Annotated in this window: 11 protein-coding genes; 5 read left to right on the top strand and 6 right to left on the bottom strand. The window is 63.1% G+C overall.

Annotation, left to right across the window (positions count from 1 at the left end; genetic code table 11):
* Nucleotides 1–45: 45 nt before the first annotated feature.
* Both GWG67_RS01920 and GWG67_RS01925 read left to right on the top strand, forming a co-directional pair.
* The gene (locus tag GWG67_RS01920; RefSeq protein WP_275167460.1) at nt 46–627 is read left to right on the top strand and encodes a TRAP transporter small permease subunit; all 582 of its coding nucleotides are present in this window, start codon (nt 46–48) and stop codon (nt 625–627) included.
* Between the two features lie 27 nt (nt 628–654).
* Entirely contained in the window at nt 655–2,310 is a 1,656-nt protein-coding gene (locus tag GWG67_RS01925; protein ID WP_275167461.1) for a TRAP transporter large permease subunit, read from the top strand.
* A 76-nt stretch (nt 2,311–2,386) separates the two neighbouring features.
* Here GWG67_RS01925 and GWG67_RS01930 read toward each other — a convergent pair whose 3' ends face one another.
* From GWG67_RS01930 to GWG67_RS01940, 3 genes are all read right to left on the bottom strand, one after another.
* The gene (locus GWG67_RS01930; protein ID WP_275167462.1) at nt 2,387–3,475 is read right to left on the bottom strand and encodes a TRAP transporter substrate-binding protein; all 1,089 of its coding nucleotides are present in this window, start codon (nt 3,473–3,475) and stop codon (nt 2,387–2,389) included.
* Nucleotides 3,476–3,720: 245 nt separating this feature from the next.
* Nucleotides 3,721–5,139 carry a HAMP domain-containing sensor histidine kinase gene (locus GWG67_RS01935; protein WP_275167463.1) on the bottom strand — a complete coding sequence of 473 codons (1,419 nt, stop codon included), beginning with the start codon at nt 5,137–5,139 and terminating at the stop codon, nt 3,721–3,723.
* A gap of 1 nt (nt 5,140) precedes the next feature.
* Nucleotides 5,141–5,815, bottom strand: coding sequence for a response regulator transcription factor (locus GWG67_RS01940; protein ID WP_275167464.1), 675 nt, complete (start codon nt 5,813–5,815; stop codon nt 5,141–5,143).
* 313 nt (nt 5,816–6,128) lie between these two features.
* On the opposite strand from GWG67_RS01940, the gene GWG67_RS01945 reads away from it, so the two are divergent.
* On the top strand, nt 6,129–7,187 hold the full coding sequence (locus tag GWG67_RS01945) for an alpha/beta fold hydrolase (RefSeq protein ID WP_275167465.1): 1,059 nt from the start codon (nt 6,129–6,131) through the stop codon (nt 7,185–7,187).
* A 404-nt stretch (nt 7,188–7,591) separates the two neighbouring features.
* Here the strand turns inward: GWG67_RS01945 and GWG67_RS01950 are convergent, their stop codons facing one another.
* The 3 genes from GWG67_RS01950 to GWG67_RS01960 all read right to left on the bottom strand — a co-directional run bounded on the left by GWG67_RS01950 (nt 7,592) and on the right by GWG67_RS01960 (nt 10,525).
* On the bottom strand, nt 7,592–8,683 hold the full coding sequence (locus tag GWG67_RS01950) for a TRAP transporter substrate-binding protein (protein ID WP_027517246.1): 1,092 nt from the start codon (nt 8,681–8,683) through the stop codon (nt 7,592–7,594).
* Between the two features lie 208 nt (nt 8,684–8,891).
* Nucleotides 8,892–10,034: an Mrp/NBP35 family ATP-binding protein gene (locus GWG67_RS01955; RefSeq protein WP_275167466.1), complete on the bottom strand. Its 1,143-nt coding sequence runs from the start codon at nt 10,032–10,034 to the stop codon at nt 8,892–8,894.
* A 53-nt stretch (nt 10,035–10,087) separates the two neighbouring features.
* Complete coding sequence (locus tag GWG67_RS01960) at nt 10,088–10,525, bottom strand: VOC family protein (protein WP_275167467.1); 438 nt, start codon at nt 10,523–10,525, stop codon at nt 10,088–10,090.
* A 182-nt stretch (nt 10,526–10,707) separates the two neighbouring features.
* Between GWG67_RS01960 and GWG67_RS01965 the strand changes: the two genes are divergently transcribed.
* Both GWG67_RS01965 and nhaD read left to right on the top strand, forming a co-directional pair.
* The gene (locus GWG67_RS01965) at nt 10,708–11,580 is read left to right on the top strand and encodes an NAD(P)-dependent oxidoreductase (RefSeq protein WP_275167468.1); all 873 of its coding nucleotides are present in this window, start codon (nt 10,708–10,710) and stop codon (nt 11,578–11,580) included.
* 22 nt (nt 11,581–11,602) lie between these two features.
* Nucleotides 11,603–12,880, top strand: coding sequence for a sodium:proton antiporter NhaD (gene nhaD / locus GWG67_RS01970; protein ID WP_275167469.1), 1,278 nt, complete (start codon nt 11,603–11,605; stop codon nt 12,878–12,880).
* Nucleotides 12,881–12,959 lie beyond the last annotated feature (79 nt).

Raw genomic sequence — 12,959 nt, forward strand, 5'->3', positions numbered from 1 at the left:
CTCGGCGCAGTCAAGACGGCCGGGGCAAATCGGGGAGGACCAATCTTGCAAGCGCTCCTGAAGCTGAGCAATGGAATTGACGCGTTCACACGTTGGACCGGCAAGCGTCTGGCGTGGCTGATCCTGGTCGCAGTCGTCATCTCGGCGGTCAATGCGATCATCCGAAAGACGTTGGACACGTCCTCCAACTCGTGGCTCGAGCTGCAATGGGTGCTTTTCAGCATCGTGTTCCTGCTGTGCGCGTCCTGGACGCTGCTCGACAACGAGCACATCCGGATCGACATCTTCAACAGCATGATGCCGAAGCGGGCTCGCAACATCATCGACATCATCGGGCACATCTTCTTCCTGATCCCGCTGACCGTTGTCATGATCGTGACCGGGATACCGTTCTTCCTGCGCTCGCTCCAGATCAACGAGCAATCCGGCAATGCGGGCGGCCTGCCGCAATGGCCGGCAAAAGCCCTGATCATGATCGGCTTCGCCCTCCTGCTCGTCCAAGGCATCTCCGAGCTGATCAAACGAATTGCAATCATGCGCGGCATGATCCCGGACCCTCACGAGTCGCAGGTATCCGCACTAGAGGCCGAGGTCGAGCACCTCGTTGAAGCGATCGAAAAGAAGTAGCCGTTGGCGACGGTTTAGGGGGAAGTCATGACTGCGTTTATCATCGCCAATCTGGCGCCCATCATGTTCGGGACGCTCGTCGTCGTGCTGCTGCTCGGCTATCCGGCGGCATTTTCGCTCGGCGCCGTCGGCCTCTTCTTCGCAATCATCGGCGTCGAGCTCGGGCAATTCCACCCGGACTTTCTCCAGGCCCTGCCCGAGCGCGTCTATGGCGTCATGAACAACGACACCCTGCTCGCCATTCCCTTCTTCACCTTCATGGGACTGGTGCTCGAGCGCTCCGGCATGGCCGAGGATCTGCTCGACACCATCGGCCAGTTGTTCGGCACCATCCGCGGCGGCCTCGCCTACGCGGTGGTGTTCGTCGGCGCCCTGCTTGCGGCGACGACCGGCGTCGTGGCGGCCTCGGTGATCTCGATGGGCTTGATCTCGCTGCCGATCATGCTGCGTTACGGCTACGACCGCCGCGTGGCGACCGGCATCATCGCGGCCTCCGGCACGCTGGCGCAGATCATTCCGCCCTCGCTCGTCCTGATCGTGATGGCCGACCAGCTCGGCAAGTCGGTCGGCGACATGTACGAGGGCGCGTTCATTCCGGGCCTGGTGCTCGCTGGCCTCTATGCAGGTTACGCGTTCCTCGTGACCATGATTTTCCCGAACGCCGCCCCGGGCCTGCCCAAGGAAGCCATCGGTTTCCGCGAGGAGAGCGGCGACCGCGGCCTCAGATCGCTCGGCGTGCTGTTCCTGGCGAGCTGCGTGTTCGGCTGGTTCATGATGCGGAATTCGGAGACACACGGCGCCGACTTCGTCGTGCTCAGCATGTTCTTCGGCATCCTCTTCGCGTTCTTCGTCGCCATCGCGAACTGGGTCCTCGACAAGCTGACGGGCTTCCGTTTCCTCTCGAAGATGGCGCAACAGACCACCTTCGTCATGGTGCCGCCGCTGTTCCTGATCTTCCTGGTGCTGGGCACGATCTTCATCGGTGTCGCGACGCCCACCGAAGGCGGCGCCATGGGTGCAGCCGGCGCCCTCATTCTCGGAGCCGCGAAGCGGCGGCTGACCTGGGACCTGATCCGTCAGGCCACCGAATCGACGGCGAAGCTGTCCGCGTTCGTCGTCTTCATCCTGGTCGGGGCACGCGTGTTCTCGCTCACCTTCTACGGTGTCAGCGGCCACGTCTGGGTCGAGCACCTGCTGACCTCCCTGCCCGGCGGCCAGGTCGGCTTCCTGATCTTCGTCAACGCCTTCGTGTTCGTGCTGGCGTTCTTCCTCGACTTCTTCGAACTCGCTTTCATCGTGATCCCGTTGCTCGGGCCGGCTGCCGAGCATCTCGGCATCGACCTGATCTGGTTCGGCGTCATCCTCGGCGTCAACATGCAGACGTCGTTCATGCACCCGCCATTCGGATTTGCGCTGTTCTATTTGCGCTCGGTTGCGCCTAAGGAACGTTATACCGATCGCGTCACGGGCAAGCGCATGGAGCCGGTCACGACGGGACAGATCTATTGGGGTGCGGTGCCGTTCGTCGTGATCCAGATGATCATGGTGCTGCTCGTGATCATGTTCCCGTCGATGGTGATGCACTACAAGGGCGTGCAGTCCACCGTCGATCCCAACAGCATCAAGATCGACATTCCCCAGATCGATCTGCCGCCGCTCGACTTCGGCCAGCCGAAGCAATAGCGCCCGGCCCGCCCGCAAAAAAGAACCCGGAGCTTTCGCTCCGGGTTCTTTCGTTTGGGCCGATCGTGGCTCGCAATCAGCTCTGCGAGTTGCGCGCCATGAAGTTGTCGTAGCCGACTTCGGCGACCTGGAACCACTGATATCCGTTGTTCGAGAACGCGGTCAGCGATTCGTAGACCTTCTTGAAGTCCGGATTGCTGGCCGAGACTTCGGTGTGCAGCTCCTTTGACGCCTTGAAGCAGGCCTGCATGACCTCGGGCGAGAACGGATGCAGCTTGGCGCCGGCCGCGAGCAGGCGCCGCAACGCCGGTGGATTGGCCTGGTCGTACTTCGCCATCATCCAGTTGTTGGCATAGTGCCCCGCCTGCTCGAGGATGCTCTGATAGTGCTTCGGCAGCGCATTCCACTTGTCCTGGTTGACGAAGGCGAGAAGCATTGGCCCGCCTTCCCACCAGCCCGGGAAGTAATAATGCGGCGCGACCTTGACGAAGCCGAGCTTCTCGTCGTCATAAGGTCCGACCCATTCGGCAGCGTCGATGGTGCCCTTCTCCAGCGCCGGATAAATGTCGCCTCCGGCGATCTGCTGCGGCACGGCGCCGAGTTTGGCCATCACTTTTCCGGCGAAGCCCCCGATGCGGAATTTCAATCCGCTGAAGTCCTGGGGAGTCTTGACCTCCTTGCGGAACCAGCCACCCATCTGACAGCCGGTATTGCCGGCAAGCAGCGAGACGACGTTGTACTTCTTGTAGAACTCGTTGAGGATGTCCCTGCCGCCGCCGAGTGTGTACCAGGCCTGGTTGATGCGCATGTTCGGTCCGAACGGCACCGCCGATCCGAAGGTGAAGGTCGGGTCCTTGCCAAAATAATAGTAGGACGCGGTGTGGCCGATTTCGCAGGTACCGTTCTGCACGGCGTCGAGCACCTGAAGGCCCGGCACGATCTCGCCGCCCGCAAATGTCTGAATCTGGAATTTGTTGTCGGTTGCTTCCGCGACCATCTTGGCCATCATCTCGGCGCCGCCATAGAGCGTATCGAGTGATTTCGGCCAGCTCGTCGGCATGCGCCATTTGATCTCGGGCGTCGTCTGCGCGATCGCTGGAGCGGCGAGCGTGGCGACACCCGCCGCACCAAGCCCGGTGACCTTGATGAAGTCTCGTCTTTTCATGATTTCCTACCCTGATGGATTGTGACGGTGGGCCTTCTTGCCGAGGCTTGGAGGCCAGCATGGAACATGTCTCGTCCGATTTCCATCCCTCACGATGTCAGGGATGAAAATGCTCAGCTCCCGCGCCATCGGGTCCTACGACTTTAGGCTTAGATCGATAGCCGGTGATCGGAAGACGGAGCACGAAGTGGTGCAGACCCGTTGGACGCCTGGCGACCACACGCCGCCATCGAGACGGCGCAGGTTCAACCTGCCGCCGCTCCGGCCGCCGAATTGGGGCCGGCTGGCTGCACGCCATCCGCCAGCCTGAACCGCAGCGTGAACTGCGCGCCACCGCCCGGAAGATTCGCCACCGCAACCGTCGCCGCGTGATCATCCGCGACGGCGCGCACGATTGACAGCCCGAGCCCGGCGCCGTCGCTGCGCTGGCGGTCGGCGCGCCAGAACCGGTGGAAGATCAATTCGCGCTCGGCTTCCGCAATTCCCGGGCCGCAATCGCGCACGTGCACCGCACCGTCCTCGCTCACATCGACATCGACCGACGTGTCCTTTGCCGTGAACTTGATGGCGTTCTCGGCGAGGTTGAAGATCGCGCGCTGGAGCATCACGGAATTGCCGTGGATCAGCACCGGCGCCTCGGTGCCCCTCAGCGCGATATCCTTGTGCTGCGCGATCGCGAGCGGCGCGATCGAACCGACCACCTCGGCGCAGACCACGCGCAAATCCGCGGTCTCGCCGGGATCGAGCACCAGCGTGTCGAGTTCAGCGATCTCCAGCAGCTGCACAACGATGCGGCTCATGCCCTCGATGTCGGCATGCAGCGCCTGCCTCGCGGCGCCGTCGCCGAGCGTCTCGATCCGCGTGCGCAGGATCGCGAGCGGCGTGCGCAACTGATGCGCGGCGTCGGCGGTGAACTGCCGCTGCACCCGAAAGCCATCCTCGAGTCGGTCGAGCGCCTGGTTGACGGCGATGACGAGCGGCATGATTTCGCGTGGGATCTGCTCCGTCGGCAGGCGGATGTCGGTGCGCGCCGGGCCGATATTGCTCGCCTCCTCGGAGGCCTTCCACAGCGGCGCGACAGCGCGGCGAAAGATGATGATGTCGATGGCGAGCAGGACCAGCAGGATCGGAATGGTGATCCACCCGACCCGCCGGAAGAAGTTCGACACGATATCGTCGATGATGACGTCGCGGTGCCCGAGGTCCTCCGCGACGCGAATGCGTATCACCTTGCCGTCAATGGTGCGGGTGACACCGGCGCCGGAAATCGTCTCGGAGAGCGGCGGTGCGGCCGTGGCAGTGCCGGTCTTGCGCCGCGACGAGAACAGCAGATGTCCCTCGGCATCGCGAATGTCGTACTGGTAGCGGCCATAGGCTTCCGAATAAAGGCCCTTGAGACTGTCCGGCAGGTTGAACGTCAACAGACCGTCGGGCTGGGCGACGATGCGCTCGGCCAACACCTCGGCCTGCGCGCGCATGGCATCGCGATGCAGCTGGTCGATCTCGGAATTGAGCAGCCAGAACAGCACCAGCGGCAGGAAAATCGCGACCACCGCGACCGCCACGATGTGCAGGAACACGATGCGCCAGATCAGCGATTTGAACGTCGGCGACCTCGCACGGACCCCGGCGCGTAATCCGGCGTGAGGTGCGATCCGGGCCACGCTATTTCTCCTCGGCCATGAGATAGCCGACGCCACGGATGGTGTGGATCACGACCTTGGCACCATGCTCGGCGAGCTGCTTGCGCAGCCGCGAGACGTAGACCTCGACCGCGTTGGAGGCGACCTCGCCGTCGAGTCCGAAGATGTGGTCCTCGACGTTCTTCTTCGGCACCACCCGCCCCTGCCGGCGCAGCAGGATCTCAAGCACCGAGGTCTCGCGCGCGGAGATGATGCGCGGCTGGTCGTCGACGAAGATCTGGCGGCTTTCGGTGTCATAGACGAGGTTGGCGAGGCTCAGCGAGCGGCCGAGCAACTGGCCCGGACGGCGCAGGATCGCCTCCAGCCGCGCCACCAGCTCCTCCATCGCGAACGGTTTTGCGAGATAGTCGTCGGCGCCGCTGCGCAGGCCGCTGACGCGATCCTGCAAGCCGCCGCGCGCGGTCAGCACCAGAACCGGCAAGGGCTCCATCTGCCGGCGCAGCTCGCGCAGCACCGACAGGCCATCGCCGTCGGGTAGTCCGAGGTCCAGGATCATCGCGGCATAGCTGACGCTGCTCACGGCTTCGCGCGCCTCGGCGGCGCTGCCGACGATGTCGCTCTCATAGCCGGCCGCCGACAGCCCGCCGGCAACCAGCCGCGACAGCTCGGCATTGTCTTCGACGATCAGAAGGCGCATCGCATTTTCCCGCGGGATGTTCCGGTATCACCGCACGGCTCGCGCCGCATCTTCGATCTCTTCCACCATCCGGGGCATCTCGGCCAGCGAAAAAGCAGCAGGCCGGGCCGGCCGCTCCCTTCCGTCAGGTTCCTGTAAGCCAATCAGGGCACGTGCGGATGAGGTCGCGTATGGCGGACGTTTGCCTCCTTGGGCCTCGCCGCCGGCGCCGCATCGATCCTGCCAAGGAACGAACACCCCGGCGAACCGTTTAACTCAGCTGCAACATTTCTCATTTGATGGGGCGTCGTGCAGACCACCTAAGGTAATGCACATGCGGGTTGCACGACGAACACGTTCCAGCTCCCTTCTATCCGATTGCTTGACCGCTATCACGCGACATCCGGGCGGCGCCGCGTTTGCTGCAGCAGGTACCCTCATTGCGGCTACCGCAATCATGAACCGGCGGCTCGCGAACAAAGCGCAACGCGATAATCCTCCGCAGGGGCGGTTCATCGACGTCGAGGGCGTTCGCCTGCACTATTTGGAACGCGGCAGGGGCAAGCCGCTGGCTTTGTTTCACGGCAATGGCAGCATGGTCCAGGATTTCGACTCGAGTGGATTGATTGATCTCGCAGCCGAGAACTACAGGGTCTTGGTGTTCGATCGTCCCGGTTTTGGGCACAGCTCGCGGTCGAGGCACGTCGTCTGGACCCCGGAGGCCCAAGCGGACCTGTTCAAGAACGCGTTCGATCAGCTCGGCGTCTCTCAAGCGATTGTCCTTGGCCATTCGTGGGGAGCGTCGGTTGCGGTTGCGCTGGCGACAAGACATCCTTCGTTCGTGCAGGCTCTCGTGCTGGCGTCGGGTTATTATTTCCCGACTCCCCGCTCGGACAGCGCCGCGTCGGTGCTGTCCGCCATACCGGTGCTCGGGGACATCATCAGCTCCACGATTTCGCCGCTAGCCGGTCGGATGATGTGGCCCGCGATCTTGCGCAAGCTGTTTGGCCCCCGCCCGGTCCCGAGCAAGTTCGCGGGCTTTCCGAAAGAAATGGCGGTCCGCCCATCACAGATGCGGGCCACAGCGGCCGAAGCGACGATGTTGATCCCCGCCGCATTCTCAGGTTCGAAGACTTATGCAGAACTCAAGATGCCCACGATCATTATCGCGGGCCAGGACGATCGCCTGATCGATATCAAGCAGTCGGTTAGGCTGCATGGCGAGATCAAGCAGAGCAAATTGCGCCGGATCGACCGAGCGGGACACATGATCCATCATTCCGCAACCGCTGAGGTGATGGCGGCCATCGACGAAGCTGCTGCCGAGGCCGTGTTGACTCATGGACGGGAAGGTCCGGGCGTACAGCAGCCCCGAGAGACTTCCGGCGCCTGACGAGCGCGAGGAGCCACCCAAGCCAACAATTTCGGATTTTGCGATAATGCCTTTATGCCACTGTTTTGCCCGACGAGTCAAACGGTCTCGCTGAAGCACGCGCGCCTGCCCCGCTTTGGCGCCCAAAATGCGAAGTTGCCATCGACCGTGCGATGCTCGGGCCTGCCCCCAATTAGCTCCATCGCATCAAGCGTTTGGCTGCACTCGCAACGCGTTGTCCGCTCACCCCTCGTCTACTGTGCATGGGGTTGTTTTTCAGATTTTTTGTTGGACGCCCCGCCCGGCCCCCGGCGACACCGCCGCTCGGCGGCTTCCGCCTCGCCTTTTCCGATCGCGTCGCCCCAAAGAAAAAGCCCGGCCTCGCGAACGAGACCGGGCGCGTCGTCTTGTGACTGGTTCGAAGATCAGCCGCGGGTGCGCGAGCGGATCATGAAGCTGTCGTAGGTGTATTCGGCGACCTGCCACCAAAGATATTCGTCGGAGCGGTAGGCCTGCATGGCATCGATCGACTTCTTGAAGTCGGGATTCTTGGCCGAGATCTCGCCCCACAATTCGTTGGTCGCCTTGAGACAGGCTTCCAGAACTTCGTTGGTGAAGGGGCGAAGCTGCGTTCCGCCGGCGACCAGACGCTTCAGGGCGCCGGGGTTCACCATGTCGTAGCGCGCGGCCATCCAGGTGTTGGTGTTGACGGTCGCGTTGGTGAGGATCGCCTGATAGTTCTTCGGCAGTTCGTTCCACTTATCGATGTTGGCGAAGGCGTGAACGGTCGGACCACCTTCCCAGAAACCCGGGTAGTAGTAGTACTTGGCGACCTTGGCGAAGCCGAGCTTCTCGTCATCGTAGGGACCGACCCATTCGGCGGCGTCGATGGTGCCCTTTTCGAGCGACGGATAGATGTCGCCGCCGGCGAGCTGCTGCGGCACCACGCCGACCTTCTGGAGCACCTGACCGGCGATGCCGCCGATGCGCATCTTGAGGCCCGAGAGGTCGGCAACGGTCTTGATCTCCTTGCGGAACCAGCCGCCCATCTGGGTGCCGGTGTTGCCGCAGGGGAAGCCGACCACGTTCGACTTCTTGAAAAACTCGTTGGCGAGTTCGTTGCCGCCGCCCTGGTACAGCCAGGAATTCTGCTGGCGTGCGTTCAGGCCGAAAGGCACCGATGCGAAGATCGCGAAGGTCGGGTCTTTGCCGACGTAATAATACGACACCGTATGGCACATCTCGACGGTGCCCTTCTGCGTCGCATCCAGCGCCTGCAGGCCCGGAACGATTTCACCCGCCTGGAAGACTTGGATCTGAAACTTGTTGTCGGTCATCTCGGCGACGTACTTCGCCATCTGCTCGGCACCGCCATAGATGGTGTCGAGCGACTTCGGGAAGCTCGACGTCAGGCGCCACTTGATCTCGGGCGAGGACTGCGCGATCGCCGGCGAGGCCACCGCGGCGGTCGCCGCCGCGCCGGCTGCCGACACTTTCAGAAAATCACGACGCTTCATCTTTAGTCTCTCCTTGTTGGGGCGTTTCCCCTAACTTCCTCTTTGCTGCCGCTCATTCCGGCGACGCGTTCTTGGGCCGCGTCGAACCGAAGGGGCTTGACTGCCGTGGGCCTTTAACACGGAAGCCCCGCTTTCGAAACGCGACATTGGCATGACAGGGCTCTACGAAAGTCGCATGTCCCCATTATTGATTTTGGTTTGGATCCGCTCAGGCCGCGGCGATGACGCCCTTGAGCTGGTCCCGCACCTGTCCCGCAATGGCGCGGTAGATCGCCGCATGAGGACCATCCGGTTCGCTGTCCACCACGGGCGTGCCGGCATCCGAGGTGGCGCGAATCGCCATGTGCAGGGGGATCTCGCCCAGGAACGGCACCCCGAGCTTCTCGGCCTCGTGGCGCGCGCCGCCATGGCCGAAAATGTCGGATTTCGTGCCGCATTGCGGGCATTGGAAATAGCTCATGTTCTCGACGATGCCGAGCACGGGCACGTTGACCTTCTTGAACATCGCAAGCCCCCGCCTCGCGTCGATCAGGGACAGGTCCTGCGGAGTCGAGACGATCACGGCGCCCTTCAAGGGGACGTTCTGCGCCAGCGTGAGCTGGGCATCACCGGTGCCTGGCGGCATGTCCACGACGAGGACGTCGAGCTGGCCCCATGCGACGTCGCGCAGCATCTGCGTCACCGCCGACATCACCATCGGTCCGCGCCAGATCATCGCGGTCTCTTCCTCCACCAGGAAGCCGATCGACATGATGGCCAAGCCAAAGCGCCTGAGCGGAATCATCTTGCGCTCGCCATCCAGCTCCGGCTTCTCATGCAATCCCGTCAGCCGCGGCACCGAGGGACCGTAGATGTCGGCATCGAGCAGCCCGACCTTGAGGCCGAGATCGCGCAGGCCCAGCGCAAGATTGAGCGCGGTGGTGGACTTGCCGACGCCGCCCTTGCCCGAGGCGACCGCGATCACGGCCGCGACGCCCGGAATCTCGGACTGCCGCGCCATCGGCGATTGGGCGCCGCCCTGTGGCGGCGGCTTGTGGGCGTGGACCGGCTGCACGCCCGGCGTGCCGCGGCTGGGAGTTGGCGGCGGTGGCGGCGTCGCGCCGGCCTTGCGCTCGGCGGTCAGCGCCACCATGACGGTGGTGACGCCGGGAATGGCGCGCACCGCGGCCTCGGCCTCGGCCCGGACGGATTCCCAGGCGCGCGCCTCGGCGGCATCGACATTGATCGAGAAGAACACCTTGCCGTCGGCCGCGCTGATCGCGCTCAGCACGTTGGCATTGGTGAGCGCGACCCCGCGGGGCGACTTGATCCTGGCGAGGCTGTCGAGAACCTGTTGCTGCGTCACGCTCAAAGCGCATCTCCTAGAATTCAAGATGCCCCATTAGAGCGGAAACGCCCAAAAGGCTACTGCCTGCCGATATCGTCAGCCATCTCGGCGGGCGCCGCGCCCTGCTCCAGCGCCGCCTCGTAATTCAGCTCGATCATGACCCCGTTGGGGTCGTGAACGAAGATCTGCCAGAGTTCGCCGCCGGGCACCTGGCGGGAGTCGAACGTCATCCCCTTTGAGGCCAGCCGCTGCTTCATGCCGTCAAACCCGCGGCTGGCGAAGGCGACATGGTGGACAACGCCGGAATCCGGCTTTTGTGGCTCGGCAGTCGGAGAAATATCGACGAGGTGCACCACCGGCTTACCCTCGCTGTACATCCAGGCGCCGGGGAAGGCGAAATTCGGCCGGGCGCCTTTTTCCAGGCCCAGCACGTCCTCATAGAAGCGGACGGTCTCGGCCAGATTCCGGGTCCGGATGTTGAAATGATCGAGCACGCCCACGCTTACGCCGCCCATGCCTTTGCTCCCTTTTTTTGAAGTCCTTAGGTCCGCCATCCTAGCACAGGCGGGGGCCAAACGAAGCCGTTGCCCTCCGGCCTCAAGGGTTTATGGTGCGCCCGATCTGCCGCAATGGCGGAACCGGGCGCCCCTTGCCCGGCAAGAACCGTAAAACCCAAACTACGGACAAGGTACCACAGATGGCTAAAGTCGCTTTCCTCGGTCTCGGCGTGATGGGCTTCCCAATGGCCGGACACCTCGTGAAAAAAGGGGGCCATGAGGTCACCGTCTATAACCGCACCGCGGCCAAGGCGAAGGAGTGGGCCGACAAGTTCGCCGGCAAGACCGCGGCGACCCCGAAAGCCGCGGCCGAGGGCCAGGATTTCGTGATGTGCTGCGTCGGCAACGACAACGATCTGCGCGCGGTCACGATCGGGGCCGACGGAGCGTTTGCCGGCATGAAGAAGGGTGCGACCTTCGTCGACCACACCACCGCTTCCGCCGAGGTCGCCCGTGAGCTCGATGCGGCCGCCACCAAGGCGGGCTTCAAGTTCATTGACGCACCCGTGTCCGGCGGCCAGGCCGGTGCCGAGAACGGCGTGCTGACGGTGATGTGCGGCGGCGCGCAGGACGCCTATGCCGGCGCCGAGCCGATCATCACAGGCGCCTATGCGCGGATGTGCAAATTGCTCGGGCCCGCCGGCTCCGGCCAGCTGACCAAAATGGTCAACCAGATCTGCATCGCCGGCCTCGTCCAGGGCCTCTCCGAGGGTATTCACTTCGCCAAGAAAAGCGGCCTTGACGTCGCGGCCGTGATCGAAACCATCTCAAAGGGCGCCGCGCAGTCCTGGCAGATGGAGAACCGCTACAAGACCATGAACGACGACAAATACGATTTCGGCTTCGCGGTCGAATGGATGCGCAAGGATCTCTCGATCTCGCTCGCCGAAGCCCGCCGCAATGGCGCCAATTTGCCGGTGACCGCGCTGGTCGACCAGTTCTACTCCGAGGTCGAGAAGATGGGCGGCAAGCGCTGGGATACGTCGAGCCTGCTCGCGCGCCTCAATCGCTGACACCTGACGAAGTGATCCTGCCTTGCTGATCGCACTCGCCGCAATCTTCGTCCTCGCCTATGCGGCGATCGCGCTTGAGCATCCTATCGGGGTGAACAAGAGCGCGTCTGCGCTACTCGGCGCAGGCGTGCTCTGGACAATCTATGCGCTCGCGACGGGAGACCACACGCTGGTCGGTCGTCAGCTCGATGAGTCCGTCGCCGCCACCGCGCAGATCGTGTTCTTCTTGATTGGCGCGATGACCATCGTCGAGGTCATCGACGCCCATGACGGTTTCGAGGTCATCACCTCCCGCATCAGCACGACCAGCCAGGTCCGTCTGATATGGCTGATTGGCTTCGTGACCTTCTTCCTCAGTGCCATTCTCGACAATCTGACCACCACCATTGTCATGGTCTCGCTGATCCAGCGGTTGATCGCCAAGCGCGACGACCGCCTGCTGTTTGCCTCGCTCATCGTCATCGCCGCAAATGCCGGCGGTGCATGGACCGTGATTGGCGACGTCACCACGACCATGCTGTGGATCGGCGGACAGATTTCGCCGGTGAATATCATGGGCGCGGTGTTCCTGCCCTCGCTGCTCAACCTGCTGGTGCCGCTCGCATTCATCAGCTTTTCGCTCAAGGGCAAGACCATCGCACCGCCGCCGAAAGAGGACGGATTGCAGAGTGTCGATCCGTTCGAGCGGAATGTGATGTTCTATCTCGGACTCGGCGTACTGATCGCGGTGCCCGCCTTCAAGACGATCACGCACCTGCCGCCCTTCATGGGTGTCCTGCTCGGGCTCGGCATCGTGTGGTTGGTCGGCGAGATCGTTCATCGCAACAAGGATGAGCATGTCCGTGGTCCGCTTACGCTTGCGAATGCGCTGACACGGATCGACATGGGCTCGATCGTGTTCTTCCTCGGCATTTTGCTCGCGGTCGCCAGCCTCGAACATGCCGGCGTGCTCTCTATGGTGGCCAAATGGCTGGACAGCGCGATCGGCCGACAGGACATCATCGTGATCGTGCTCGGGCTGCTCAGCGCCGTCATCGACAACGTGCCGCTGGTCGCCGCGACCATGGGCATGTACGACCTGGCGCGTTATCCACCCGACAGCTTCCTCTGGGAGTTCATCGCCTATTGCGCCGGCACCGGCGGTTCGATCCTGATCATCGGTTCGGCCGCGGGCGTCGCGGCCATGGGGCTCGAGCGCATCGAGTTCCTCTGGTACGCCCGCCGCATCGCCGTTCCCGCGCTCGCCGGCTATCTGGCGGGCGCCGTGGTGTACATCGCGCAGCACGCGGCGCTGCATTGAGCGGCTCACGCCGGATCCAAAATTAACGCCGGGTTAACGTAATTCTTTAGCTCCTTAAGTCACCTCTTAAGGATTTCTT

Origin of the sequence: Bradyrhizobium sp. CSS354 (assembly GCF_029051725.1) — a bacterium.
Classification (GTDB): Bacteria; Pseudomonadota; Alphaproteobacteria; order Rhizobiales; family Xanthobacteraceae; genus Bradyrhizobium.